This is a genomic window from Serratia sp. YC16 (assembly GCF_009707615.1).
Taxonomy (GTDB): Bacteria; Pseudomonadota; Gammaproteobacteria; order Enterobacterales; family Enterobacteriaceae; genus Serratia; species Serratia surfactantfaciens.
On sequence record NZ_WLYN01000011.1, the window covers coordinates 62855 to 86528 of the forward strand.

Genomic DNA, 23674 nt, shown 5'->3' on the forward strand with positions numbered 1-23674 from the left:
TTATGAATTCACTATCACTCAAAAAATGTGCTAAAAGTACATTTACGCTGACTAAAACCATCAACAAATGTACCTAGTGGATACATTATGCATATAAAAAATAGTTAAACAAGTAACTTGTACCATTTTGGTACATATGCTGTAATAAGTGATATGAAAACGATCGAAGAAATCCGACGGGAAAACGCCAGAAAATTGCGCGACGGCGTGGGCGGCAACTCAAACTTCGCTGCCATGTTGGATCGCGAAGCGACGCAAATCAGCCGAGTTATCGGTAAAAACCCCACAAAAAAAATTGGCGACGATCTCGCTCGCCATATGGAAATTTGTTTTTCTCTTGCTACCGGATGGTTGGATAAAACCCATGACACCGCCGCCGGCCACACCAACGTTCAGGAAACATCGTACGGCAACGATAAAAAGATAAAATTGGTTCCGGTGATATCCTGGGTTCAGGCAGGAGCCTGGACGGAAATCGCGTTTTCAGAGGTTGATTTGATTCAAACAGAACACTATCCCTGCCCTGTCGCCTGTGGGGAAAGGACCTACATTTTGCGTGTGGTCGGCGATTCAATGAGCCCGGAATACTCCCCTGGCGATCTGATTTTTGTCGATCCTGATGTTACCCCCTGGAATGGCGATGACGTGATCGCTTTAATGAGCGACTTCGGCGAAACCACATTTAAACGTTTTATTGAAGAGGGCTCAGAACGGATGCTAAAAGCACTCAATCCTGATTGGCCGGAACGTTACATCCCAATCAACAGCAACTGCCATATCATCGGTACTGTTATCTTTTCGGGTAAATCTCGTCGCCATCGATAAGTCCGCTGTTTCATGTCTCATGCCACGCCGCAATCATTCTCCTGAGGTATAGCGGTTTCCTCACTCAACGGCTGCGCTTGGCGTGGCGCTCGAAGTTTTCCGCCTTGGCCTGCGCCGATTTACGCAGCGTGACGTAGCAGGCGCCCTCACCGCCGTCGCGGGGTAAGGCGCGGCAAAACGCCTGCACCTGTTCAAACTGCGCCAGCCATTTGGCGACGTAACTGCGCACGATATTCGGATGGCTCTCGTTCTGGCGCCCGCGGCCGTGTACGATCAGCAGCGAACGCAGGTTTTGCGCCTCCGCCTGCACGATAAAGCGAAACAGCGCCTGCCGGCTGGCTTCAACCGACTGACGCAGCAGATTCAGCGACGCCTGCGGCGGGTAACGGCCGTTGCGCAGCTTGTCCAGCACGCCCTGCTGAATGCCTTCCCCTTTGAACTCCAGCGGCTGTTCACAGGGGATCACCTCGAGAAAATCAGTGCTGAGGAAATTTTCTTGCAGCAGCCGCTGCGCTTCGCGCCGCGCGCTTTTGTCCGCCGTCTCCTGCGGCTTGAGGTACAGCGTCTGCCGCCCGCTCGCCAGCGGCACCACGTCCGCCATCGCCTGTTCAAAAAAGTCTTTTTCCTGCTCGCTCATGGTTCCACCTCTCTTGAACGGCAGCCTTTACGGCCGGGGATGGGGACGATTGTAAGACGCCTTGGCGCGGTTGCAAGCCGGGAATTGTCAGCGGCATTTGTCTCATTTGTCGTCAACGGGTGAGCTTGCGAGCAGTTTTCGCTATACTGCTAAGCCATCATTGAGTGCCGCAAAGGATCGAGCCCATGACAATGCGCGAGCTGGAAATCCAGTTTCAAAATGCGATGAATGAGTTGCAGAGCAGCTTCGAACGGCAACACCGCGAATGGCAGCAAAGCTACCAGGCGCTGCAGCAACTGCTGGAAGAAGCCAAACAGCGCGAAGCCGCGCTGCGGGCGCAGAATGAACAACTGGTGCGCAAGCTGAGCACCGCCAGCTCGGTGCCGGAACAGCATGCGCTGGTGAAGCAGATCAAAATGCTCGGCGCCCATCTGGATGCGCTGGCCAAAGACGCGGCCACCTTCAATCACCACCTGCGCCAACAGAGCGCGGTCGGTAATTTCAGCGGCGAACAGCATTGATAACAGGCGCTGTCGCACAGCGCCTCCCGCCCCTCTTCTGGCGTATTGAGAGTGTAATAAAGCCTAAATGACCTGGATCATCCTCGCCGCCCTGATCGTCGTATTTATTATCGGTTACCGCATTTTGACGTCCGACACCCGTAAAGCCATCGATTCGCTGGCCCATCTGCTGAGGGTCAAACCGATGCTGATCGAATCGATGATTCAGGAAATGGGCGGCCGCCAAAGCCAGACCTTTATCCGCATGCTGAACAACGGCTACACCGAAGAGATGCACCAGGCCGCTTACCTGCTGTTCATCTACCTGACGTTCATCAAGCAGGCGGATGACGAACAGATCGGCCAATGGCGCGATATGCTGCTGCGCGCCGGGCTGTCGCCGGAGCTGCACGCCGAACACACGGAAGCGGCGCTGTTTTACTTCGCCGAGCTGGATATCGATGCGTTTGAACTGGCGCAGTTCCGTCGCGCCTATAATGAGCGTTTCAACCGCGAAGCATTGGCCCACGGCTGATAGCGTCCCCCTGGGGCGGGGGACCGATTACAGGAACATGCTGTAGAGGTAGCGCGACAGCGCTTCGCGCGAGCTGAAGCCGTGTGCGATGCCGTAACGCTGGTTCGGGGCGTCGCCGCTTAAATCCAGGGGAAACTCCAGATACTGTTCGCTGGTGCGCACCGGCGAGGTCGGCGTGGCGAAATGCACGCTTTTCTCTTTCAGCGCCGGGTGGATCACCAACGCGGTTCTGCCCATCCGCGCTTCGCGATTCACATACACATAGTGTGCGCCCTTGCGGTAGCCATAGGCCTGATCGGTGACATAATCACGCTCAAAGCCGGTATTCTCCAACACTTTAGCCACTTCATCCGGCCGTAAATACATCGATTCCTCCTCTCATTCTGGACCGCTGAGCGACCTTACCGTAATCATTCACCGAAACAATGATTTTCTGGGGAGGAATCCGGGTTTCAGACTATTCCTGACTCAGGCCCGACGCTGCTGCAACAGACGCAGGGTGAGCAATACTCCGAGCGCCACCAGCAGCGCCGCCGCCAGATAGATCGACGGCACGCCCGCTTGCCCAATCAACAGCCCGGCCAGCGGTCCTGTGATGCCCAACGCCAGATCGAGGAAGGCCGAATAGGTGCCGAGCGCCGTCCCCTGATTCTGCGGTGGCACCTGCTTCACCGCCTCGACGCCCAGCGCCGGGAACACCAGCGAAAAACCGGCGCCGGCCAGCAACGCACCGGTTTGCACCATCCAGGGCTCGCCGGCTTGCCAGATCAACAGCAGCCCGACGATCTCCACCAGAAACGACGCCAGCGTCACCTTCAGACCGCCGTGGCGGTTGATGACATTGCTGAAGATCAGGCGGATGCCGACGAAGGCGCAGCTGAACAGCGTCAGCGAAAACGCCGCGCCACTCCAGCCCTTGTCGGCGTAGTAAAGGGTGATGAACGTGGCGATCACGCCGAAGCCGACGGTGCCCATCGCCAGCCCCAGGCCATAGGCCCAGATACGGCCGAGCACCGCGCTGAAGGAGATGCGTTGCCCGGCGGCGATCGAGACGTCCGGTTTGCCGCTCGCCAACAGCAGCGCGACTGCAACCGCCAGCACGATCAGCGCCGCCACACCGGCCAATCCCCACAGCTGGTTCAGATATACGCCGAGCGGCGCACCGGCCGCCATTGCGCCGTAGGTGGCGACGCCGTTCCAGGAAATCACGCGCGCGGTGTGCATCGCCCCGACCCGGCCGATGCCCCACAGCGTGGAACCGGTGCTGGCGAAACTCTCGCCGACGCCGAGAAACACCCGCCCCACGCACAGCAGCAGCAGGCTGAGCCACGGCCAGCCGTCAACGCCGAACGCCAGCGCGTAAAACAGGCCGCTGACGCCGCAGCACGCCAGGCCGAACAGCACCACCTTCTTCGGCCCCAGCAGATCGGCGTAGCGCCCGGCGTGCGGGCGGCTGAACAGCGTGGCAAAGTACTGCGCGCTGATGATAAGGCCTGCCAGCACCGAGTTGTAGCCCAGGTGGTTATGCACGAATCCCGGCAGCACCGCCAGCGGCAGGCCGATGGTCAGGTAGCAGACGAAGGTGAACATCACCACGGACAGAATGCGTCGGTTCAACTGGAGGTTATTTTCTGCGGTCATCGAAGGTGGCTCGCATCGGACGAGGTAGACGAAGCTCTCCAGCATACCCCGATGGGATCTGATGATAAATGAGAGAGTGATAACGAATTATTATTTCGCTAACGGTTTGTCGCCACCCGCGCGCGCAGAAAATCGATAAACGCCCGCACCTTCTCCGGCACATGGCGGGTGTTCGGGTAGAGCGCATAGATGCTCTGCTCAGGGAAACGATGATCCGGCAGCAACCGTTGTAGCCTGCCGGCATCGATTGCGGGCTGCGCCAGCCACGCCGGCAACAGCGCCACGCCGCCGCCATGCAAGGTGAACGCCAGCAATGCCGCAGCGCTGTCGCCGGTGAGCGTCGCGGCGTCCGCGACCTTGAACAGCACCGCTTCGCGCTGCGGCGTGATCACCTGCCAGCTGAGCGGCGAACTGAGCCGGCTGTGGGCGATCCACTGCGCCTGTGCCAGATCCGTCAGCGAATGGATCGGCCGGTCGGCCAGATAATCCGGCGCCGCCACCGGAAAAATGGCGAAGCTGTCGATCAAGGCCGCACGGTGGCTGGAATCCGCCAGTTGCCCCAGGCGGATCGCCACGTCGAAGCGCTCTGAGATCAGATCGGCATGGTAAGAAGAAGAGACATGCTGGATGCGCAGGCGCGGATGCTGTCGCGAAAACGCCGCCAGCGCCGGCACCACCACCTGCGCGCCATACTCCGGCGTGCTGGTGATACGCAGCACGCCGCTCAACCCATGATGATCGCGGCGCACGTCGTCCAGCACATTTTCCGCCTCCTGCAGCAGCTGCAGGCTGCGCTGGTAGAAACGCTCGCCGGCATCGGTCAGCGATAGCCGCCGGGTGCTGCGCGCCAGCAGTGAAACCCCCAGCTCGTTCTCCAGCTGCTTGACGTTAAAGCTCACCACCGCCTTGGTTTGCCCCAGCGCCACCGCGGCGGCGGTAAAGCTGCCAGCCTCCACCACCGCCGCGAAGATCGCCAGGCGCTGCAAATTCAGCATTTCGATACCCTTATTGTCAAAATGATTTTGACAGTGTAATCGCCCGCCGCCGATTTATCCGCACTTTTCCCCCCGCTACACTGCTCGCCTTCAACCGGAGGCACCATGTCTTATCGCAGCAAAGTGGCAATCGTCTATCTGCTCGGCTTTTTCGTCGATCTGATCAATATGTTTATCGCCAACGTCGCCTACCCCGCCATCGGCCAGGCAATGCGGGCGTCGGTCAGCCAGCTGGCGTGGGTCAGCAACGGCTATATTCTCGGCCTGACGCTGGTGATCCCGCTCAGCGCCTGGCTGGCGCAGCGCATCGGCGGGCGGCGGGTATTTATTCTTTCACTGGCGCTGTTCATGCTGGCCACCCTCGGTGCGGGCAACGCCGAGAGCATCGGCGCGCTGATCGGCTGGCGCACCCTGCAGGGCATGGGCGGCGGCTTGCTGATCCCCATCGGCCAGACGCTGACCTATCAGCTGTATCGCAGCCATGAACGCGCCGGGCTGTCGGCGGCCATCATGTTAGTCGGGCTGCTGGCGCCGGCGCTGTCACCGGCGCTGGGGGGCTGGCTCGTCGATCGGTTGGATTGGCGCTGGGTGTTTTTCGCCAACCTGCCGCTGGCGGCCTTGGCGCTGGCGCTGGCGGCGCTATGGCTGCGCGCGGAAACATCGGCGACGGAGCGAAAACCGCTCGACGCCACTGGCCTGCTGAGCGCCTGCGCGGCGTTGACGCTGCTGCTGCTCGGCCTGACGCGGCTCAGCGAAGCCGGTCATCAGGCTTCCGGCACGGCGCTGCTGATCGCCGGCCTGCTGGTGCTGGCCTATTATCTGCGCCATAGCCTGCACACTCCGCAACCGCTGCTGAACCTGCGACTGATCGGCGACCCGCTGCTGCGCAACGCCATGGCGGTTTACTTATGCATTCCCGGCCTGTTCATCGGCGTCAGCCTGGTGGCGATGCTGTATCTGCAAAACCAGCTGGCGATGCCCGCCGCTCAGGTGGGCGGCCTGATGCTGCCCTGGGCGCTGGCGTCGTTCCTGGCTATCACGCTGACCGGCAAAAGCTTTAATCGCCTCGGCCCGCGGCCGCTTTTGATCGTCGGCTGCCTGCTGCAAGGCGCCGGCATGCTGACGCTGGCGCAGATCGATCAGGCCGGGCAGCATGTGCTGCAGATCGCCGCCTTCGCCCTGATGGGGTTCGGCGGCAGCCTGTGCAGCAGCACCGCGCAGAGCAGCGCGTTCCTGCAGATCCCCGACGGCCAATTGGCGGACGCCAGCGCGCTGTGGAATATCAACCGCCAGCTCAGTTTCTGCCTCGGCGTGGCGCTGCTCAGCCTGCTGTTGAATCTGTTGCTGACCGTGTTGCCACCCGCAGCCGCCTACCGAACCTGCTTTATTCTGGCGGGCGCCAGCGTACTTATTCCGCTGCTGTTGTGCCTGCGTCTCGCCAACCGCGCCATCGTGCGCCAACTCAACGCTAAACAGGATGCTGTATGAACCCGTATTTTACCGAAGTGATCGACGCCCACATCGCCATTGAGCGCTGGCTGGGCAAAGGGGCTGGAGAGGAACAGGCGCTGCTGGCGCGCTTTACGCCGGATTTCAGCATGATCGCGCTGAACGGCGCCCCGCTGGATTTCACCGCGCTGTGCGCTTTTTTCCGCGCGCATCGCGCCGCCAAACCGGGATTGGAAATCGAGATAGAAGAGATGAAGCTGGTGGCCGAATGGCCGACGGGCGCGGTAGTCAGTTATCGAGAAAAACAGCGGTTGCCAGGGCAAAGCGCCACCCTGCGGCACTCCACGGTGGTGTTCGAGCGTCTGCCCGCCGCAATCGGCTGGCGACATTTGCACGAAACCGCTATGGCGCAGTAATCACAAAAAGCTGCCGGCCAAAAACAGTTCCCAGCCGACGATCACCCCGCACAGGGTCACCGCGCTGAAAATGACTTCAAACAGATAGCGATTGATCATCGTGCGTAGCCTCAAAAGAAGACACCCGGAAGAACCGGGTGTCTGAAATACGGGCTGGATCATGCGGAACCTTTCGGTTCCGCAAACATCACTTAATTAAGCTTTTTTACCGGCTTTTTTGTGGTGTTTTTTAGCGGCCTGAGCTTTCTGCACTGGCGCTTTTTTGTGGTGCTTTTTAGCAGCCTGGGCTTTCTGAGCTGGCGCTTTTTTGTGGTGCTTTTTAGCGGCCTGAGCTTTCTGGGCTGGCGCTTTTTTGTGGTGCTTAGCTTTCTTGTGGTGCGTTGCTTTAGCTGGCGCTTTTTCAGCAGCAGCCGCTGGCGCAGCGGTAGTGGTGGTCGCAGCTGNAGCCTGGGCTTTCTGAGCTGGCGCTTTTTTGTGGTGCGTTTTAGCGGCCTGAGCTGTGTGGGCTGGCGCTTTTTTGTGGTGCGTTTTAGCGGCCTGAGCTGTGTGGGCTGGCGCTTTTTTGTGGTGCTTAGCTTTCTTGTGGTGCGTTGCTTTAGCTGGCGCTTTTTCAGCAGCAGCCGCTGGCGCAGCGGTAGTGGTGGTCGCAGCTGGAGCAGTGGTGGTAGCCGGAGCAGTAGCTGCAGTATCAGCAGCGAAAGCAACAGAAGACAGACCCATAGTGGCAGCAACGATCAGCGCTAATACTTTTTTCATCTTTAAATCCTCAGAGTGTTGTTTCGGTAAGCTCCGGTGGAGCCGTTGAAACAGATACTAGTGGAATCAAACCGCCGTTTCCGTGAGTGATTGGTTTCGCCGAGTAACCAAATGTACAACGTTTGTGAATGGCGCTTGTGAACCCTATCGGCGGATATATGCTGTAGAAAGACGCCCTCGGCACAGGTCTGTTCACGCTATGAAAACCGCCTCGTTGAAACACGCGCCCGGCCGCTACGCCGGCCTGGCCCTCGCCGGCCTGCTGCTGCTGACGCTGCTCTATCTGTTCGTGCGGCACTGGGCGGAGTTCGTGCAGTACTGCATTAACTTCCAGATTTACATGCACCGCTATCTGGTGCTCTATCTGCTGCAGCAGCGCAACCAGCAATACAGCGGCGGGCTGATGCTGACGCTGGCCAGCTTCGCTTACGGCTTCCTGCACTCCATCGGCCCCGGCCACGGCAAGTTAGTCATCACGACCTACTTGGCCACCCATCGCCAGCAGTTGAACGCCAGCCGGCTGATCACCCTATTGGGTAGCCTGATGCAAGGTGTCGTTGCCATTGTGTTCGTGGTGGTGCTGGCGGTGGCGCTTAACCTGTCGATGGGCGATCTCAGCCTCAGCCGTTACTGGGTAGAAAAAGGCAGCGCGTTATTTATCGCCGCCTTCGGCCTGATGGTCATCCTGCGCGCCGGCGGCTGGCGGTGGCGCCGTTCACCGGTCATCAAAGCGCTGCATCCGGCGGACCATCCGCATACGGCGGCATGCGAATGCGGCCACCGACATCAACCCAACGCGGCCGAACTGACCGGTGGCTGGCGCAACGCCCTGTGGTTGATCGTCTCGATCGGCATTCGTCCATGCAGCGGCGCGATCCTGATCTTGGTCTTCGCCAACGCCATCGGCATGTTCACCTGGGGCGTGATCTCCGCCATGAGCATGGCGCTGGGCACCGGGCTGTCGATCATGATCCTCGCCACGCTGGTGCACCACGCGCGCGAGCGCTTTCTGACCAGCCAACCCGGCCTGACGGGCTATTATCTGGCACAGGTTTCCCGCATCGCGGTAATGCTCGGCGGCGTAATTCTTATCCTGTTCGCGCTGGTGCTGTTTAATTCCGTGATCCCGGTCAGCACTAACGGCGATTTCATCGCCGCCGGTTGTTAACGCCGGCGAATCGTCGTTTTTTTCCGTGATCGGCCACACAAATCTCAGCATGGTCTACACTTAAAAGACATGTGTCGAAACGGAGAGCCGAATGTTTAAGAAAGCAGAAAGAACAGAACGCGACATCGATCAGGACGTCACTCTGTTGGCCGATACGCTGGATGAAGTGTTGCGTGAGTCCGGTGACAAGACCAAAGAGGAACTGAAAGAGCTGCACAGCAAGGCGAAAGGCGTGCTGCGCGACGCAAGGGCGCGGTTCAATGGCTCCACCAGTCTGACACAGCATGCGCGCGACGCGGTCGATCAAGCCGACAGCTATGTGCGTGACAAACCCTGGCAGGGCGTAGGGATCGGTGCCGCTGTCGGCATCGTGCTCGGCGTGCTGCTGGCCCGGCGTTAACACCCCTGCAGTCATAAAGATAAAACAGATGTGCGTCTGGCCCGCGGAAATCGCGGGCCGTTTAATTTGCGCGTTTGAACAGCTGCGCCAACCCCTGCACCGCCCGCTCTGTCTCTTCTCGCCGGCTGAAATTGGCAAATCCCAACAGTAATCCTTGCCCCGCCGGATGATCGATTTGCCAATCCGACAACGCCTGCGCCGCCAACCCGTGCCGCCACGCTTGCGCCGCCAACGGCGCATCCGCCAGCCCGTGATGCAACCGAGCCAATAGCTGAATGCCGCCCTGCTGCGGCACCACCGTCAGCCATGCCCCCAGCTGCCGTTCCAGCGCCTGCGTCAACCACTCGCGCCGCTGGCGGTACACCGGCCGCATGCGTTTCAGGTGGCGGTAGAAATGACCTTGGCGGATGAAATCCGCCACGCCGGCCTGCAGCAGCGGCGGGCAGCCGCAGCCGCGCAGCCGGCTGCTGCGCGCGAATACCTCCGTCAGATCGGCGGGCACCACCAGATAAGCCATGCGCAGCGCCGGGAACAGCGTTTTGCTGAAAGTGCCGGCGTACAGCACCCGTCCCTGAACATCGAGACTTTTCAGCGGCGGCAGCGGCCGCCCGTGATAGCGAAATTCGCTGTCGTAGTCATCCTCGAGGATCCAGGCCGCACGCTGCTGCGCCCAGTCGAGCAGCGCCATGCGCCGCGCCAGGCTGAGCGAAACGCCAAGCGGGCTTTGATGAGTCGGCGTCACCACCGCCAGCCGCGCCTCGGGCTCAGTCAGGATACCGGCGGCGACGTCCATGCCCTGTTCATCCACCGGCACGGCGACCGGCCTCACGCCGGCGGCCCGCAGCAGCGGGCGCGTGACCGGATAACCGGGATCTTCAATCCATACCGAGTCACCGGCGTGCAACAGCGTCTCCACCACCCAGTCCAACAGCGCCGGGTAGCCGGCGCAGAGGAAAATCTGTTCCGGCCGGCAGCTGATGCCGCGCGACAAATGCAGATAATGGGCGATCGCCTCACGCAGTTCAGGCAGGCCGCCGGCCGGCGGCAGCGCCAGGGAAGCCACCGTAGAACCTCGCAGCTGGCGGGCGACAATGCGCTGCCACAGCGCCCGAGGAAACGCATCCAGTGCCGGCACGCCCAGTTGGAAAGGCTGCAGCATGCCCTGCGGCTGCAGCGGATCGGGCGCCACCGCCGGCAGCGACGGCGCAGCAGACGCCGCCCCCTGCATGGGTGGCAACTGCGGCGAGACATAGGTGCCCGCCTGCCCCCGGCTCAGCAAGAAACCTTCGGCGATCAGTTGAGCATAGGCGCTTTCCACCGTGGCACGCGCCACGCCAAGATCGCTCGCCAACCCGCGCACCGAAGGCAGCCGGCTGCCCGCCGCCAGGTTGCCCTGGGCGATGGCGTCTTTGATTCGCAGATAAATCTGCCGGTACAGCGGCTCGGCGAGCCGGCTGTCCAAACGCAGCGAGGTCAGGAAAGTTGGCATCATGGCCCGGTTAAATAATCATTTTATGGCCCTATAGCATAGACCATAAGGCCGCTAAAGTAGCGTCATGATTTCGTTACTCCCCATTGAGGTTGACCATGATTAAGCAACGTTTGAACTACGCCGAGCTGGCGCCCGCCCCGTACAAAAATATGGTGGGCGCGCTGATGGCGCTGGAGAAAGGCGCTCTGGACAAAGCGACCATCGAGTTGATGTTTATGCGCGTTTCGCAGATCAACGGCTGCGCCTACTGCCTGGACATGCACGGTAAAGCGCTACGCGAAAACGGCTTCAGCCATGCCAAACTCGATACGCTGGCGGGCTGGCGCGTCAGCCATGAATTCAGCGCACGTGAGCGCGCGGCTCTGGAATGGGCCGAGTCGGTGACGCTGATCGCCGCCACCGGCGCGCCGGACAGCGCTTTTGAGGCGCTGAAAGCACACTTCAGCGACGCCGAGATCGCCGATCTGACCTTTGCCATCAGCATCATGAACGCCTTCAACCGACTGGCCGTCAGCATGCGTCAATAATGCGTTCGCCTCCCCCTCTTCTCTGAGAGGGGGAATTTCCCACCCGCAAAAAAAATTTTCCCCTCGCCTTCCCAGCCCCGACGCGGTCTGCGTATCACCTTACACAAAACACCATATATAGCGTGGTTGATAAAACAAATATCAACATATAGTATTTTATAGGTCAGCCGCAGGGAATGTCGTTCGGTTGATAACGCCGTCAGAAACGCCAGGAACGATGCTCCGTTATCTGACTTGTCCGCCTTTCCTTCAGCCTAAAAGGTAAATGCGAATCATGAGCATTATTATTTACAGTAAGCCGGACTGTGTCCAGTGCAACGCCACCTATCGCGCATTTGATAAGCAGGGGATTGATTATCAGGTGATCGATCTCACCCAGGATCAGCAGGCGCTGAACCACGTTAAATCATTAGGTTATCAGCAGGTTCCGGTGATTATCGCCGGTGACGATCACTGGTCCGGTTTCCGTCCGGACAAAATCGGCGCGCTGGCGCTCACCTGCTGAGGCCCGCCGATGAATCCGCTGGTCTATTTCTCCAGCAGCTCGGAGAACACCCATCGATTCGTTGAGAAACTGGGCCTGCCGGCGATCCGCATTCCGATCGCCGGCGCCCGCAGCAAATTGCTGATGGAACAACCCTATATCTTGATCGTGCCCAGCTATGGCGGCGGCAGCGCCGTCGGCGCGGTGCCGATCCAGGTGATCCGCTTTCTCAACGTTCCGCAAAACCGTTCCTACCTGCGCGGCGTCATCGCCGCCGGGAACACTAACTTCGGCGCGGCATACGGCATCGCCGGCGACATCATCGCCAAAAAATGCCAGGTGCCTTTTTTGTACCGCTTCGAGCTGCTCGGCACCTCGCAAGACGTTGAAAACGTTCGACAGGGAGTAACCGCATTTTGGCAACGACAGAACTGACCAGGCCCGAGACGGGCGCGCTGGATTACCATTCGCTCAACGCGATGCTCAATCTTTACGATGCGGAAGGCCGGATCCAGTTCGACAAGGATCGGCTGGCGGCGCGGCAATACTTCCTGCAGCACGTCAACCAAAACACCGTGTTCTTCCATAACCTGGAGGAAAAGCTGCGCTATCTGGTGGAAGAAGGCTACTACGAGCCGCAGGTGCTGGCGCAGTACGAGTTCCCGTTTATCAAGCAGCTGTTCCAGCAGGCCTACGCCAAAAAATTCCGCTTCGAGACCTTCCTCGGCGCCTTCAAGTACTACACCAGCTATACGCTCAAAACCTTCGACGGCAAGCGCTATCTGGAACGCTACGAAGATCGGGTGTGCATGGTAGCGATGACGCTGGCGGCGGGCGATACCGCCCTGGCGCAGGATCTGGTGGAGGAGATGATTTCGGGCCGCTTCCAGCCGGCCACGCCGACCTTCCTCAACTGCGGCAAACGCCAGCGCGGCGAACTGGTCTCCTGCTTCCTGCTGCGCATCGAAGACAATATGGAATCGATCGGCCGGGCGGTGAACTCCGCGCTGCAGCTATCGAAACGCGGCGGCGGCGTGGCCTTCCTGCTGAGCAATATTCGCGAAGTGGGCGCGCCGATCAAGCGCATCGAAAACCAGTCTTCCGGCGTCATTCCGATCATGAAAATGCTCGAAGACGCCTTCTCCTACGCCAACCAGCTCGGCGCGCGCCAGGGAGCCGGCGCGGTGTATCTCAACGCCCACCACCCGGACATTCTGCGTTTTCTCGACACCAAGCGGGAAAACGCCGACGAGAAGATCCGCATCAAGACGCTGTCGCTGGGGGTGGTGATCCCGGATATCACCTTCGAACTGGCGAAGAACAACGAAGAGATGTACCTGTTCTCGCCCTACGACGTCGAGCGGGTGTATGGAATGCCGCTGTCTGAAATCAGCGTCAGTGAAAAATACCGCGAGATGGTGGACGACAAGCGCATCCGCAAGTCGCGCATCAACGCGCGCGAGTTCTTCCAGGTGCTGGCGGAGATCCAGTTCGAATCCGGCTACCCGTATGTCATGTTCGAGGACACGGTCAACCGGGAGAACCCGATCGCCGGTCGCATCAACATGAGCAACCTGTGTTCGGAGATCCTGCAGGTCAACCGCGCCAGCACGTATCATGAGGATCTGAGCTACGATCGCATCGGCAAGGACATCTCCTGCAACCTCGGCTCGCTGAACATCGCCAAAACCATGGACGCGCCGGACTTCGGCAAGGCGATCGAGACCGCGATCCGCGCGCTGACCGCGGTGGCCGACATGAGCGACATCCGCTCGGTGCCCTCGATCGCCGAAGGCAACCGCAGCGCCCGCGCCATCGGTCTGGGCCAGATGAACCTGCACGGTTACCTGGCGCGCGAGCGCATCTTCTACGGCTCGGAAGAAGGCATCGACTTCACCAATCTCTATTTCTATACCGTGGCCTATCACGCCATCCGCGCCTCGAATCGGCTGGCGATCGAACGCGGCGGCACGTTCGACGGCTTTGAGCACTCTCGCTATGCCAGCGGCGAGTACTTCGACAAGTACACCGAACGCGACTGGCTGCCGCAGACCGAGCGGGTGCGCGAGCTGTTCGCCGCCGCCGGCATCGCCATTCCGGGCCGCGACGAGTGGCGCGCGCTGCACCAGTCGGTGATGATGCACGGGCTGTACAACCAGAACCTGCAGGCGGTGCCGCCGACCGGTTCCATCTCGTACATCAACAACGCCACCTCCAGCATCCATCCGATCGTTTCGCGCATCGAGATCCGCAAGGAGGGCAAGATCGGCCGCGTTTACTATCCCGCGCCTTACATGACCAACGACAACCTGGCGTATTACCAGGATGCCTACGAGATTGGCCCGGAGAAAATCATCGATACCTATGCCGCCGCCACGCAACACGTCGATCAGGGGCTGTCGCTGACGTTGTTCTTCCGCGATACCGCCACCACCCGCGACATCAACCGCGCGCAGATCTACGCCTGGCGCAAAGGCATCAAGACCATTTACTACATCCGCCTGCGCCAGATGGCGCTGGAAGGCACCGAGGTGCAGGGCTGCGTGTCCTGCTCGCTGTGAGGCAACTTATGACGACCGTAACATCGGCGCCGCTGGTGCGCGCCATCAACTGGAACATCATCGAAGACGACAAGGATCTGGAGGTGTGGAACCGCCTGACCTCCAACTTCTGGCTGCCGGAGAAGGTGCCGCTGTCCAACGATATCCCCTCCTGGGCCACGCTGACGCCGAAGGAGCAGCAGCTGACCATTCGGGTGTTTACCGGGCTGACGCTGCTGGACACCATCCAGAACACCGTCGGCGCGCCGGCCCTGATCGCCGATGCGCTGACGCCGCACGAAGAGGCGGTGTACTCCAACATCAGCTTTATGGAAGCGGTGCACGCCCGCTCTTACAGCTCAATCTTCTCCACCCTGTGCCAAACGCCGGACGTGGATGACGCCTATCGCTGGAGCGAGGAAAATCGCGCTCTGCAGAAGAAAGCCGGCATCATTCTGGCGCACTACCGCAGCGACGATCCGCTGCTGAAAAAAGTCGCCAGCGTGTTCCTCGAGTCGTTCCTGTTCTATTCGGGCTTTTATCTGCCGATGTACTGGTCCAGCCGCGCCAAGCTGACCAACACCGCCGATCTGATCCGCCTGATCATTCGCGACGAGGCGGTGCATGGCTACTATATCGGCTATAAGTTCCAGAAAGGGTTGGAGAAGGTGGACGCTGCGCGGCGCCAACAGGTGAAAAACTTCGCCTTCGATCTGCTGCAGGATCTGTACGACAACGAGGTGCGCTACACCGAGGAGCTGTACGACGGCGTCGGCTGGACGGAAGACGTGAAGACCTTCCTGCACTACAACGCCAACAAGGCGCTGATGAACCTCGGGTATGAAGCGCTGTTCCCACCGGCGATGGCGGAGGTCAACCCGGCGATCCTGTCGGCGCTGTCACCGAACGCCGACGAAAACCACGACTTCTTCTCCGGTTCAGGTTCGTCCTACGTTATCGGCAAAGCGGTCAACACCGAGGATGAGGACTGGGATTTCTGACGGCATGGCAACGATACCGGTCTTTCTGTCCGGTATCGTGCATTCAATACCCTCGTTCTTTCTGACTACGGATCGCCAGAACAAACGCCGTATCGATATCAGGGATGTATTTGTAGAGCGCCAAATAACCGCGAGCTTGCTGCCCAATAATCAATTCACGCAGTCCTGCGTCAAGAGACCGTCCGATCAATGGATTATGTTCCAATACCGCAATCGCCTGGATGATTTCCTGAATGCGCCGCCCTACATCCGCAGCACCATACTGAGCCAAATGAGCGAGAATACGTTCGATATCATCCCTGACCTCTGGCGCCAACTCGACATTTGCCATCAGCGCCCCAGTTTTTTAACGGCAGGTTTAACCGCGGCGGTGTTACCCGCAGCGTAATTTTCCAAATAACCGCACATCTCTTTCCAAGAGACCGTCTCTCCCGTCGCAATTATCTTGGCATAGCGTTTTTCCGCTTCATTCTCAAAGTCACGGCGCAACTCTTCTTGCTGCGTTTTCTCCGCTATTGCCTGCAAAATAAAGCTGTGAGAAGTCACGCCAGCCTGCTCGGCGACGGCGGCCACGCGGGCTTTAAGCTCATCAGGAATACGGATGGTCGTCGTAGGCATAAGCGCTCCCAACGTCTGTCAGTTACATGTAGCTCAATTGTGCTACACGAAGTCTGGCAGCGCAATAACACTGAGGATTATTTCACCCATTGACGCAGCTCAAGCCGCCGCCAGATGGCGCGCTTCTCCGCGTCGCTGGCGGTCGGCCAGGCGGCGATCTCCGCCCGCGTGCGCCGGCATCCCCGGCACTGCTGCGTCTCATCATCAAGCCGACACAGGCTGATGCAGGGCGACCTGACGCCGAGATGAGATTGCTGATTGTTGCCCGCCATAAACCGCCCTTGATGTGATGTGTGCCGCCACAGGATACCCGATCCGGCGGCGGCGCGCCGTCAATCAGATGATGCCGCCGTTGGCGCGCAGGGTTTGGCCATTGATCCAGCCGCCGTCGGCCCCCGCGAGAAAGGCCACCGCCGCCGCGATGTCTTCCGGCGAGCCCAGGCGTTCCAGCGGCGCCATCTTCGCCAGCCGCTCGATAAGCTCCGGGGTTTTGCCGTCGAGGAACAAGCCGGTGGCGGTCGGCCCCGGCGCGACGGCGTTCACCGTGATATTGCGGCCGCGCAGCTCTTTCGCCAGCACGCTGGTCAACGCCTCGATCGCCGCCTTACTGGCGGCATACATGCCGTAACCCGGCTGCAGCAACCCCACCACGCTGGAGGAAAAGTTGATGATGCGACCGTTGTCGCGCAGGCGCTTCGCCGCCTCGCGCATCGTGTTGAAACTGCCTTTCAGGTTGATGTCGAGCAGGCGATTCACCTCTTCATCCCCCATGTCCGCTATCGGCGCCAGCGCGATCACCCCGGCGTTATTGACCAGGACATCGACGCCGCCAAACGCCTGTTCGGCGCTGTCGAACAGCCGGGCGACCGCAGCCGCATCGCTGACGTCGGCCTTGACGCTCAAGGCGCGGCCGCCGCGCTGTTCTATCTTGCGCGCCAGCTCGTCGGCCGGTGCCGGGTTGCCCGAATAGTTGATGACGACGGTAAAGCCGTCGGCGGCCAAGCGCTCGGCGATAGCGGCGCCGATGCCGCGCGATGCGCCGGTAACGATGGCGACAGGAGGCGTTTTCTGGTTCATCGGGAGATCCTTAAAGAAAGCAACGGGCAGAGCGTTCATCATGCACTGTTTATCACGGCGAATCAGCCCTGATTCTCTGGCATCATAATCCCAAATTATCGAACAATGCCGCTGGGCTCTGTTCGATGGCCGCCCGTTGGGCGGCCATGTCCATTACAGCGCGCCGTAGTTCAGCGGCACCCAGGTATAGCCTTCACCCTGGCGGTTCAGGTAACCCAATCCCGGGAACGACAGGTGTGCGCCACCGACCAGCTCGCTCTGCCGTGCACTGTCGCTGAACACCCGCAGCCGCTGGGCGACCGCCGCCTTGGCGTCGCTATCAAAGCCGATCGCCACCTTCGGATGCGGCATCTGCACCGCCGCTACGTGGATCAGATCCCCCAACAGCAGCAGCTTTTTACCCTGACTCGTCACCTGATAGACGCTGTGGCCCGGCGTATGTCCATGGGCGGCAAAGGCGGCAATGCCCGGCGAAAGTTCACCGTCGCCGTTGAACGGCTTAAAATGGCCGGCCGTCTGGTAAGGTTTGATCGCCGCCTGGGCTCTTTCGAAGTTGCTTTTGCTCTCCGCATTAGCCTGTTTCAGCCGCTCGGCGCTTAGCCAGAAGTCCGCATCCTGGCTGGCGGCGCGCACCACCGCATTGGGGAATACCGCCTTGCCATCGCGCGTCAGACCGCCAAGATGGTCCGGGTGCATATGGGTCAGGTAGATCTCATCCACCTGTTCCGGCTGGTAGCCCGCCGCGCGCAGGTTATCCACCAGCTTGCCCAGCCCGCCGCCCAGCAGTTGGCCTGCACCGCTGTCGATCATCACCAGCTTGTCGCCGGTATTGATCAGATAGGCATTGACCGAGGTGACCACCGGCAGGCTTTGATGCTGCTCGGCTAACCCGGCGGCGATCTGCTGCGGCGTGCTGTTCAGCAACAGTTTGTCCGCCGGCAGGCGAATGATGCCGTCAGACAATGCGGTCACTTCAAAACCGCCCAACATGATGCGGTAGAATCCCGGCGTCGGGGTTTTGGCCTGCGGCGCGGCGGCCCCGGCCTGTAATGACATAACGGCCAGCGCCGCCCCCAGCAGACAACGTTTCCAGAACATGATGACTCCTTGCGAGAATTGAACAGCGCTAAGTATTGACGCAAAAAGCCCGATGCGCCTGTTTAATAAATGCCTTTGATAAATATATAAATAATATATTTACTGTGAATAATTTTGTTTGTTAATTCACACAACCCCAATCAATATTTTCTCGCTCGCCACTTGGTTATTTTCCTTACTCCCTAAACCACGAGTAAGGAAATAACATGAGCTATCAATTCGAAAACCTGGTCTTTGAAGGCGGCGGCGTAAAAGGCATCGCCTATGGCGGCGCGCTGGAGCTGCTGGAAGCCAAAGGCATCATGCCGCAGATCAAGCAAACCTCCGGTGCCTCGGCGGGCGCCATCGCCGCGCTGCTGGTCGGCCTGGGCTGCAGCTCGGCAGACGTAACCAAAATTCTGTCGGCGATGGATTTTAAAAAATTCCTCGATTATAACGGCGGCTTTTTCGGCACGATCCAGGACGCCTATCGGCTGTTCAATCAATACGGCATCGCACCCGGCGATTATTTCTATCAATGGTCGCGCGATATTATCAAGCAATATACCGGCAACCCGGATATTACTTTCGAGCAGTTCGAAGCGATGAAGGCGGCGAAAGGGTTCAAGTCAATTTACTTTATCGGCGCCAACCTCAACAGCGGTCAGCGCGAGGTCTATTCTCACCGCACCACGCCGCGCATGAAAGTGGCGGACGGCCTGCGCATTTCGATGTCGTTCCCGTTCGCCTTCGTGGCAAAGAACAATACCCTGGGCGATCTGTGCATGGACGGCGGCATGATCGACAACTATCCGGTGCGGCTATTCGATTATGACTTCTCCGCCACGCCGCCTTACATCGACAGCTCCAGCCAGCGCATCAACACCCGCACGCTGGGCCTTCGCCTGGATTCCGCCAGCGAAATCGCCCAGGCCGCCGGCCAGGCAGGCCCGCGCACGCCAGTCAACAACCTGTTTGATTTCACCCTGGCGGTGGCCAACGTGATGCTGGACATCCAAACCAAGGTGCATCTGGACAGCGATGACTGGAAACGCACCGTGTATGTCGACACGCTCGACGTCGGCACGCTGGAGTTCGGCATCAGCGAGGAGAAAAAACGCGCGCTGATCGAATCCGGCCGTCGCGGCGTAGAGCGCTACTTCGCCTGGTATGACGCCGCCATGAAGCAAGCGGCATAACTGGTGCTTTCCCGCCTGCGCGGCCGGCCGGCGCGCGGGCAAAAAAATCCCCGCGGGGGCGGGGAAAGGCAAAGTAATGCTAAGGATTTATAGGAGTTATACGAAGAACTTGGCCAACACCAGCAGCGACAGCGAGACGTTGATAGCGCCGCCGATACGGGTTGCGATCTGGGCGAACGGCATCAGCGACATGCGGTTGCCGGCGGTGAGGATCGCGACGTCGCCGGTGCCGCCCTGCCCACTCTGGCAGCAGGAGACGATCGCCACGTCGATAGGGTGCATACCGATTTTCTTACCGACGAAGAAACCGGTCGCCACCAGCGCGCTGACGGTCGTGACGATCACGATCAGGTTCTGTACGGTAAACGCGTCCACCAGCTCTTGCCATGGCGTGATGGCCACCCCGACGGCGAACAGGATCGGATAAGTCACGGCGGTGCGGAAGAATTTGTACACCACCTGCGAACCTTCCTGAATGCGCGGCGATACCCCGTGCGCCAGTTTCACCGCCACGGCGGCGAACAGCATGCCCACCGGCGCCGGCAGGCCGATCAGACGGTGCAGCAGCATGCCCACCATATACAGCAGAATGGCCAGCAGCGCGCCGCAGGCGATAGTGCTGACATCAACCTTGCCGCTGATTTTTTCCACCGCGTTCATGTCGCCGTCGCCCTGCTTGCTCGGCATCAGGCTGCCTTCGCCGGTCAGATGCGGATAACGCTTGCCCAGTTGATTGAGCAGGCCGGCGATGACGATGGCGGTCAGGCTGCCGAGCATCACGATCGGCAGGATGCGCCCCAACGCCACGCCCTGCTCCATGTGCAGGATCGCCGCGTAGCCCATCGACAACGGAATCGCCCCTTCACCGACGCCACCGGCCATGATCGGCAGGATCAGGAAGAAGAAGATCTGGAACGGCTCCAGGCCCAGCGCCATGCCGACGCCCATCCCCACCAGCATGCCGACGATCTCGCCGCACAGCATCGGAATGAAGATGCGCAGGAAGCCCTGGATCAACACCTGGCGGTTCATGCTCATGATGCTGCCGACGATGATGCAGCAGATGTAGAGATAAAGAATGTTGGTCGATTTGTAGAACTTGGTGGTCGATTCCACCACCACGTCCGGCAGCAGGCCATAGTGCACCAGCGCGGAAGGAATGAAGGTGGCGCAGATCGCCGCCGCGCCCATCTTGCCGATCAGCGGCAGGCGCTTGCCGAATTCGCCGCAGGCGAAACCGAAGAACGCCAGCGTGGCCACCATCACCACGATGTCGCTCGGCAGCTTGCCTTCCAGGCAGTCGAGCAGAATCAATACGCCGGCCAGAATAAAGAACGGTAACGGAATGCTCCCTACTTTATAATTGTCCAGTATCCGCCACCATTTTTCACGCAGAGGAATATCGGCGGTCTTGTCTTTGGCTACGAGGTAAGAATCATCTGTTGTGCTCATAATCTGGCCTCTTATTAGTTTGTTCAGCCATCATAGAGAAGCGCACGGATTATCTGCTGTGATTATGTTCAAAATTAGAAAGGGTTTTTAATGGTGGTTATGGTTTCTATGGGGTTAATTAAGATTATGTAAAACCCGGTGTGGTTTTAATGGTGTTAATACCGTTTTTATTTTAAAGCTTATCAACTTTATCGCAGACGAACAATTCTCGTCCGTTTCACTCTAATCCCGTGTGAGGGATCACAAGTTGATCGGGCGCAATATTACAGACCCCGCTTCTCGTGATAGGGTAAGGCTTCAGGATCTCTTTACGGTAAAGCTCCGCCATGCGCCTTAAACTCTCATTTCAAATCAAACTGTTTCTGTGCCTGGTGGCCTTCTCCTGCCTGCTGCTGACCTGCATCGGCGCCTACACCTATTATCAGCTGGATGCGCAGCTGCACCGCGATCTCGGCGCCCGCGCCCAGGTGCAGGCGCGGGAAATCGCCCTTATCCCTTCGTTGGTGGACGCGGTGGAAAAGAGTGACGCCGCCAGGATCGCCGCGCTGATGAAAAAAATCCGCGCCAGCAGCGATGCCAGCTATATCGTTATCGGCGATAATCACGCCCGCCATCTTTATCATTCCGAATATGAAGGCCGCCTGGGTACGCCGATGATCGGCGGCGATAATAAAGAGGTGTTGGAAGGCAAAAGCATTATTTCCATTCGCAAGGGCGGCATCGGCGTATCATTACGCAGCAAGGCGCCGATCCTGGATGAAAATAACCGCGTTATCGGCATCGTTTCCGTCGGCTATTTGAAATCGCATATTGATAGTTTAAATGCCAGGACGTTGACGCAAATTATCGGCTCCATCGTCCTGCTGCTGATCGCCCTGTTCGTTTTTTCCTGGCTGCTGTCGAAAAACCTCAAGCGTCAGATGTTCTGGCTGGAGCCGAAAGAGATCGCGCTGCTGGTGCGCCAACAGAAAGCGCTGCTGGAAGCCATCTATGAAGGGGTGATCGCCGTCGATCCGCAGCTGCGGATCATCACCATCAACCATGCGGCGCGCGAGCTGCTCGATCTGCACCAGCCCGCCGCCAGCTTGCTGGGCCGGCCGATCGGCGAAGTGATCCAGGCGCAGCCGAACTTCTTCGGCGCCGCGCAGCTGGGCCAGGATACGCACGATGAGGTGTGCCGTTTCAACCACGTGCGGGTGATCGCCAGCCGGGTGCGCATCATGCAGGAGCAGGAGCTGCAAGGCTGGGTGATCAGCTTCCGCGACAAGAACGATATCAATACCCTGAGCAGCCAGCTCAGCCAGGTGAAACGCTATGCCGACAACCTGCGCATCATGCGCCACGAGCAGCTGAACTGGACCGCCACGCTGGCCGGACTGCTGCACATGCAGCGCTATGACGAGGCCATCCGCTATGTGGAAGCCCAGTCGGAGGGCGCGCAGGAGATCCTCGATTTCATTTCACAGCGCTTCAGTTCGGCGGCGCTGTGCGGCCTGCTGCTGGGCAAATACTCCAGCGCCAGAGAAAAAGGCATCGAATTGCGCTTCGATCCGGCCTGCCAGCTGCGGCAGATCCCGGCGGCGCTGAATGAGACCGAACTGATGTCGATCGTCGGCAACCTGCTGGATAATGCGGTGGAAGCGACGCTGCACTGCCCGGCCCCGCACGACGCGATCGAACTCTATATCAGCGACAGCAGCAACGAGCTGGTGATCGAGGTGGCGGATCGCGGCACCGGCATCGCCGAGGAAATTCGTGATACGCTGTTTGAACAGGGCGTGACCACCAAAGCGGATAAAAGCGACCACGGCATCGGCCTGCATCTGGTCGCCAGCCATGTGGCGCAGGCGCACGGCAGCATAGAAGTGTCGGACAACGAGCCGCACGGCGCGATATTCTCTATATTTATCCCTAAATAAAACCCATAACCCGATTTTTTTGAGCACCCGATTATGTCACACCAAGCACTGGACGTTCTGATCGTGGAAGACGAGCCGCAACTGGCGACACTGCACGCGGAGTTCATCGAGAAAAATTTCAACCTGCGGGTGGTGGCCTATGCCGCCACGCTGGCCGAAGCGCGGGCCAAAGCCAATGAGCATCAGCCGCGTCTGATCCTGCTGGATAACTTCCTGCCGGACGGCCAGGGCATCGAGCTGATGGAAGAACCGGCGGTAAAAAACCCCGCCTGTTCGGTGATCTTCATCACCGCCGCCAGCGACATGCATACCTGCAGCCAGGCGATCCGCAACGGCGCCTTCGATTACATCATCAAACCGGTGTCCTACAAGCGGCTGCGCAATTCGCTCGAGCGTTTCATGCAGTTCGTACAGACCCAGCGCACCTTCAAGATCATCGACCAGGACAACGTCGATGCGCTGTATAACCTGCAGTCGAAACAGTTCTCCAGCGAGCCGAGCGCCAAAGGCATCGAAACCAACACCCTTGAGCTGGTGCAGGCGCTGTTTATCGCCCAGCCGGCGGTGGCGCATGCGGTGGAAGACGTGGTTGAACAGGTCGGCATCAGCAAAACCACCGCCCGCCGTTATCTGGAATACTGCGTCGCCACCCAGTTCGTGCGAGTGGAGATGCTGTACGGCAATATCGGCCATCCGCGACGGCTGTATCGCAAGGCCTGAGGCTGCCATCTGGCTGTCATATTCAGGCGATAACATAGCGCCCGACGATATCCCCCTCGATATCGGCACCTGTCGTTAACACTGATGAAATACTGATGACTTTTACCCGGCCTCTGGTCGGGTTTTTTATTATCCGAACGGCAGGTGCAGAACCGAAATATCCCATTGCTTCACGCCGTGTTATTCCCTCCTAAAACCGATCATGATGGCGAATAACGGCCGGCAATTTTGAGTCACGGGCCAAAT

At 59.3% G+C, this 23674-nt stretch carries 27 protein-coding genes; 15 read left to right on the forward strand and 12 right to left on the reverse strand.

Translation table 11 applies throughout. From position 1 onward, the window contains the following. The first annotated feature begins 153 nt into the window (after window positions 1-153). Window positions 154-825: a LexA family transcriptional regulator gene (locus tag GKN89_RS21145; protein ID WP_019455565.1), complete on the forward strand. Its 672-nt coding sequence runs from the start codon at window positions 154-156 to the stop codon at window positions 823-825. A gap of 64 nt (window positions 826-889) precedes the next feature. On the opposite strand, the gene smrA is transcribed toward GKN89_RS21145, so the two are convergent. Then, window positions 890-1462, reverse strand: a complete 573-nt coding sequence (gene smrA / locus GKN89_RS21150) for a DNA endonuclease SmrA (protein ID WP_154747714.1) — start codon at window positions 1460-1462, stop codon at window positions 890-892. Window positions 1463-1647: 185 nt separating this feature from the next. Here smrA and GKN89_RS21155 point away from each other — a divergent pair, with 185 nt between their 5' ends. Both GKN89_RS21155 and GKN89_RS21160 read left to right on the forward strand, forming a co-directional pair. Then, window positions 1648-1983 carry an MbeD/MobD family mobilization/exclusion protein gene (locus GKN89_RS21155; protein ID WP_099784257.1) on the forward strand — a complete coding sequence of 112 codons (336 nt, stop codon included), beginning with the start codon at window positions 1648-1650 and terminating at the stop codon, window positions 1981-1983. Between the two features lie 67 nt (window positions 1984-2050). Next, window positions 2051-2497, forward strand: coding sequence for a DUF1198 family protein (locus tag GKN89_RS21160; protein WP_063919944.1), 447 nt, complete (start codon window positions 2051-2053; stop codon window positions 2495-2497). Between the two features lie 27 nt (window positions 2498-2524). Here GKN89_RS21160 and GKN89_RS21165 read toward each other — a convergent pair whose 3' ends face one another. The 3 genes from GKN89_RS21165 to GKN89_RS21175 all read right to left on the reverse strand — a co-directional run bounded on the left by GKN89_RS21165 (window position 2525) and on the right by GKN89_RS21175 (window position 5133). Continuing rightward, on the reverse strand, window positions 2525-2863 hold the full coding sequence (locus GKN89_RS21165) for a DUF2002 family protein (RefSeq protein ID WP_019455568.1): 339 nt from the start codon (window positions 2861-2863) through the stop codon (window positions 2525-2527). A 102-nt stretch (window positions 2864-2965) separates the two neighbouring features. Then, window positions 2966-4138, reverse strand: coding sequence for an MFS transporter (locus tag GKN89_RS21170; protein WP_154747715.1), 1173 nt, complete (start codon window positions 4136-4138; stop codon window positions 2966-2968). 98 nt (window positions 4139-4236) lie between these two features. Further along, window positions 4237-5133: a LysR family transcriptional regulator gene (locus GKN89_RS21175; RefSeq protein ID WP_154747716.1), complete on the reverse strand. Its 897-nt coding sequence runs from the start codon at window positions 5131-5133 to the stop codon at window positions 4237-4239. Window positions 5134-5238: 105 nt separating this feature from the next. On the opposite strand from GKN89_RS21175, the gene GKN89_RS21180 reads away from it, so the two are divergent. Continuing rightward, window positions 5239-6621 carry an MFS transporter gene (locus GKN89_RS21180; protein WP_063919949.1) on the forward strand — a complete coding sequence of 461 codons (1383 nt, stop codon included), beginning with the start codon at window positions 5239-5241 and terminating at the stop codon, window positions 6619-6621. Next, entirely contained in the window at window positions 6618-6998 is a 381-nt protein-coding gene (locus GKN89_RS21185) for a DUF4440 domain-containing protein (RefSeq protein WP_063919950.1), read from the forward strand. Before GKN89_RS21180 ends, GKN89_RS21185 begins: the two co-directional genes overlap by 4 nt. A 195-nt stretch (window positions 6999-7193) precedes the next feature. Here GKN89_RS21185 and asr read toward each other — a convergent pair whose 3' ends face one another. Further along, complete coding sequence (asr, locus tag GKN89_RS21190) at window positions 7194-7754, reverse strand: acid resistance repetitive basic protein Asr (RefSeq protein WP_154747717.1); 561 nt, start codon at window positions 7752-7754, stop codon at window positions 7194-7196. Between the two features lie 199 nt (window positions 7755-7953). On the opposite strand from asr, the gene GKN89_RS21195 reads away from it, so the two are divergent. Both GKN89_RS21195 and GKN89_RS21200 read left to right on the forward strand, forming a co-directional pair. Beyond that, window positions 7954-8922, forward strand: coding sequence for a nickel/cobalt transporter (locus GKN89_RS21195; RefSeq protein WP_154747718.1), 969 nt, complete (start codon window positions 7954-7956; stop codon window positions 8920-8922). Window positions 8923-9013: 91 nt separating this feature from the next. After that, a complete protein-coding gene (locus GKN89_RS21200) occupies window positions 9014-9322 on the forward strand; it encodes a YqjD family protein (protein ID WP_004928950.1) in 309 nt (102 codons plus the stop codon). 61 nt (window positions 9323-9383) lie between these two features. On the opposite strand, the gene GKN89_RS21205 is transcribed toward GKN89_RS21200, so the two are convergent. Next, window positions 9384-10814: a PLP-dependent aminotransferase family protein gene (locus GKN89_RS21205; RefSeq protein WP_154747719.1), complete on the reverse strand. Its 1431-nt coding sequence runs from the start codon at window positions 10812-10814 to the stop codon at window positions 9384-9386. Between the two features lie 95 nt (window positions 10815-10909). On the opposite strand from GKN89_RS21205, the gene GKN89_RS21210 reads away from it, so the two are divergent. From GKN89_RS21210 to nrdF, 5 genes are all read left to right on the forward strand, one after another. Further along, window positions 10910-11341 (forward strand): carboxymuconolactone decarboxylase family protein, encoded by a 432-nt coding sequence (locus GKN89_RS21210; protein WP_063919953.1) that lies wholly within the window; start codon window positions 10910-10912, stop codon window positions 11339-11341. Window positions 11342-11615: 274 nt separating this feature from the next. Continuing rightward, complete coding sequence (gene nrdH / locus GKN89_RS21215; protein WP_004928934.1) at window positions 11616-11846, forward strand: glutaredoxin-like protein NrdH; 231 nt, start codon at window positions 11616-11618, stop codon at window positions 11844-11846. Window positions 11847-11855: 9 nt separating this feature from the next. After that, window positions 11856-12260: a class Ib ribonucleoside-diphosphate reductase assembly flavoprotein NrdI gene (gene nrdI / locus GKN89_RS21220; RefSeq protein ID WP_063919954.1), complete on the forward strand. Its 405-nt coding sequence runs from the start codon at window positions 11856-11858 to the stop codon at window positions 12258-12260. Further along, window positions 12242-14386 (forward strand): class 1b ribonucleoside-diphosphate reductase subunit alpha, encoded by a 2145-nt coding sequence (gene nrdE / locus GKN89_RS21225; RefSeq protein ID WP_154747720.1) that lies wholly within the window; start codon window positions 12242-12244, stop codon window positions 14384-14386. Before nrdI ends, nrdE begins: the two co-directional genes overlap by 19 nt. An 8-nt stretch (window positions 14387-14394) precedes the next feature. After that, window positions 14395-15366 carry a class 1b ribonucleoside-diphosphate reductase subunit beta gene (gene nrdF / locus GKN89_RS21230; protein WP_004928917.1) on the forward strand — a complete coding sequence of 324 codons (972 nt, stop codon included), beginning with the start codon at window positions 14395-14397 and terminating at the stop codon, window positions 15364-15366. Between the two features lie 43 nt (window positions 15367-15409). Here the strand turns inward: nrdF and GKN89_RS21235 are convergent, their stop codons facing one another. The 5 genes from GKN89_RS21235 to GKN89_RS21255 form a co-directional block, all read right to left on the reverse strand. Further along, the gene (locus GKN89_RS21235; protein ID WP_154747721.1) at window positions 15410-15697 is read right to left on the reverse strand and encodes a type II toxin-antitoxin system RelE/ParE family toxin; all 288 of its coding nucleotides are present in this window, start codon (window positions 15695-15697) and stop codon (window positions 15410-15412) included. Continuing rightward, complete coding sequence (locus GKN89_RS21240; RefSeq protein WP_154747722.1) at window positions 15697-15984, reverse strand: CopG family ribbon-helix-helix protein; 288 nt, start codon at window positions 15982-15984, stop codon at window positions 15697-15699. Before GKN89_RS21240 ends, GKN89_RS21235 begins: the two co-directional genes overlap by 1 nt. Before the next feature lie 77 nt (window positions 15985-16061). Next, window positions 16062-16256: a DUF1289 domain-containing protein gene (locus tag GKN89_RS21245; RefSeq protein WP_154747723.1), complete on the reverse strand. Its 195-nt coding sequence runs from the start codon at window positions 16254-16256 to the stop codon at window positions 16062-16064. A gap of 64 nt (window positions 16257-16320) precedes the next feature. Further along, window positions 16321-17061 (reverse strand): SDR family oxidoreductase, encoded by a 741-nt coding sequence (locus tag GKN89_RS21250; protein ID WP_063919957.1) that lies wholly within the window; start codon window positions 17059-17061, stop codon window positions 16321-16323. Between the two features lie 153 nt (window positions 17062-17214). Further along, window positions 17215-18159 carry an MBL fold metallo-hydrolase gene (locus GKN89_RS21255; RefSeq protein ID WP_019455581.1) on the reverse strand — a complete coding sequence of 315 codons (945 nt, stop codon included), beginning with the start codon at window positions 18157-18159 and terminating at the stop codon, window positions 17215-17217. 206 nt (window positions 18160-18365) lie between these two features. Between GKN89_RS21255 and GKN89_RS21260 the strand changes: the two genes are divergently transcribed. Next, the gene (locus GKN89_RS21260) at window positions 18366-19337 is read left to right on the forward strand and encodes a patatin-like phospholipase family protein (protein ID WP_019455582.1); all 972 of its coding nucleotides are present in this window, start codon (window positions 18366-18368) and stop codon (window positions 19335-19337) included. A 96-nt stretch (window positions 19338-19433) separates the two neighbouring features. On the opposite strand, the gene GKN89_RS21265 is transcribed toward GKN89_RS21260, so the two are convergent. Continuing rightward, window positions 19434-20789, reverse strand: coding sequence for a 2-hydroxycarboxylate transporter family protein (locus GKN89_RS21265; protein ID WP_154747724.1), 1356 nt, complete (start codon window positions 20787-20789; stop codon window positions 19434-19436). A gap of 326 nt (window positions 20790-21115) precedes the next feature. On the opposite strand from GKN89_RS21265, the gene GKN89_RS21270 reads away from it, so the two are divergent. Both GKN89_RS21270 and GKN89_RS21275 read left to right on the forward strand, forming a co-directional pair. Further along, window positions 21116-22708 (forward strand): sensor histidine kinase, encoded by a 1593-nt coding sequence (locus tag GKN89_RS21270; RefSeq protein ID WP_063919958.1) that lies wholly within the window; start codon window positions 21116-21118, stop codon window positions 22706-22708. A gap of 33 nt (window positions 22709-22741) precedes the next feature. After that, entirely contained in the window at window positions 22742-23428 is a 687-nt protein-coding gene (locus tag GKN89_RS21275) for a response regulator (RefSeq protein WP_019455585.1), read from the forward strand. The last annotated feature ends 246 nt before the right edge of the window (window positions 23429-23674 follow it).

What these genes read in the sequence shown, in the direction of transcription:
- GKN89_RS21165 (WP_019455568.1), bottom strand. Translation starts at nt 2,863, where the DNA reads ATGTATTTACGGCCGGATGAAGTGGCTAAAGTGTTGGAGAATACCGGC.
- GKN89_RS21155 (WP_099784257.1), top strand. Translation starts at nt 1,648, where the DNA reads ATGACAATGCGCGAGCTGGAAATCCAGTTTCAAAATGCGATGAATGAG.
- GKN89_RS21195 (WP_154747718.1), top strand. Translation starts at nt 7,954, where the DNA reads ATGAAAACCGCCTCGTTGAAACACGCGCCCGGCCGCTACGCCGGCCTG.
- GKN89_RS21185 (WP_063919950.1), top strand. Translation starts at nt 6,618, where the DNA reads ATGAACCCGTATTTTACCGAAGTGATCGACGCCCACATCGCCATTGAG.
- GKN89_RS21270 (WP_063919958.1), top strand. Translation starts at nt 21,116, where the DNA reads ATGCGCCTTAAACTCTCATTTCAAATCAAACTGTTTCTGTGCCTGGTG.
- GKN89_RS21210 (WP_063919953.1), top strand. Translation starts at nt 10,910, where the DNA reads ATGATTAAGCAACGTTTGAACTACGCCGAGCTGGCGCCCGCCCCGTAC.
- GKN89_RS21250 (WP_063919957.1), bottom strand. Translation starts at nt 17,061, where the DNA reads ATGAACCAGAAAACGCCTCCTGTCGCCATCGTTACCGGCGCATCGCGC.
- nrdF (WP_004928917.1), top strand. Translation starts at nt 14,395, where the DNA reads ATGACGACCGTAACATCGGCGCCGCTGGTGCGCGCCATCAACTGGAAC.
- smrA (WP_154747714.1), bottom strand. Translation starts at nt 1,462, where the DNA reads ATGAGCGAGCAGGAAAAAGACTTTTTTGAACAGGCGATGGCGGACGTG.
- GKN89_RS21160 (WP_063919944.1), top strand. Translation starts at nt 2,051, where the DNA reads ATGACCTGGATCATCCTCGCCGCCCTGATCGTCGTATTTATTATCGGT.
- GKN89_RS21275 (WP_019455585.1), top strand. Translation starts at nt 22,742, where the DNA reads ATGTCACACCAAGCACTGGACGTTCTGATCGTGGAAGACGAGCCGCAA.
- GKN89_RS21205 (WP_154747719.1), bottom strand. Translation starts at nt 10,814, where the DNA reads ATGATGCCAACTTTCCTGACCTCGCTGCGTTTGGACAGCCGGCTCGCC.
- GKN89_RS21260 (WP_019455582.1), top strand. Translation starts at nt 18,366, where the DNA reads ATGAGCTATCAATTCGAAAACCTGGTCTTTGAAGGCGGCGGCGTAAAA.
- GKN89_RS21245 (WP_154747723.1), bottom strand. Translation starts at nt 16,256, where the DNA reads ATGGCGGGCAACAATCAGCAATCTCATCTCGGCGTCAGGTCGCCCTGC.
- GKN89_RS21235 (WP_154747721.1), bottom strand. Translation starts at nt 15,697, where the DNA reads ATGGCAAATGTCGAGTTGGCGCCAGAGGTCAGGGATGATATCGAACGT.
- nrdH (WP_004928934.1), top strand. Translation starts at nt 11,616, where the DNA reads ATGAGCATTATTATTTACAGTAAGCCGGACTGTGTCCAGTGCAACGCC.
- GKN89_RS21240 (WP_154747722.1), bottom strand. Translation starts at nt 15,984, where the DNA reads ATGCCTACGACGACCATCCGTATTCCTGATGAGCTTAAAGCCCGCGTG.
- nrdI (WP_063919954.1), top strand. Translation starts at nt 11,856, where the DNA reads ATGAATCCGCTGGTCTATTTCTCCAGCAGCTCGGAGAACACCCATCGA.
- GKN89_RS21175 (WP_154747716.1), bottom strand. Translation starts at nt 5,133, where the DNA reads ATGCTGAATTTGCAGCGCCTGGCGATCTTCGCGGCGGTGGTGGAGGCT.
- GKN89_RS21255 (WP_019455581.1), bottom strand. Translation starts at nt 18,159, where the DNA reads ATGTTCTGGAAACGTTGTCTGCTGGGGGCGGCGCTGGCCGTTATGTCA.
- GKN89_RS21170 (WP_154747715.1), bottom strand. Translation starts at nt 4,138, where the DNA reads ATGACCGCAGAAAATAACCTCCAGTTGAACCGACGCATTCTGTCCGTG.
- GKN89_RS21180 (WP_063919949.1), top strand. Translation starts at nt 5,239, where the DNA reads ATGTCTTATCGCAGCAAAGTGGCAATCGTCTATCTGCTCGGCTTTTTC.
- GKN89_RS21145 (WP_019455565.1), top strand. Translation starts at nt 154, where the DNA reads ATGAAAACGATCGAAGAAATCCGACGGGAAAACGCCAGAAAATTGCGC.
- GKN89_RS21265 (WP_154747724.1), bottom strand. Translation starts at nt 20,789, where the DNA reads ATGAGCACAACAGATGATTCTTACCTCGTAGCCAAAGACAAGACCGCC.
- GKN89_RS21200 (WP_004928950.1), top strand. Translation starts at nt 9,014, where the DNA reads ATGTTTAAGAAAGCAGAAAGAACAGAACGCGACATCGATCAGGACGTC.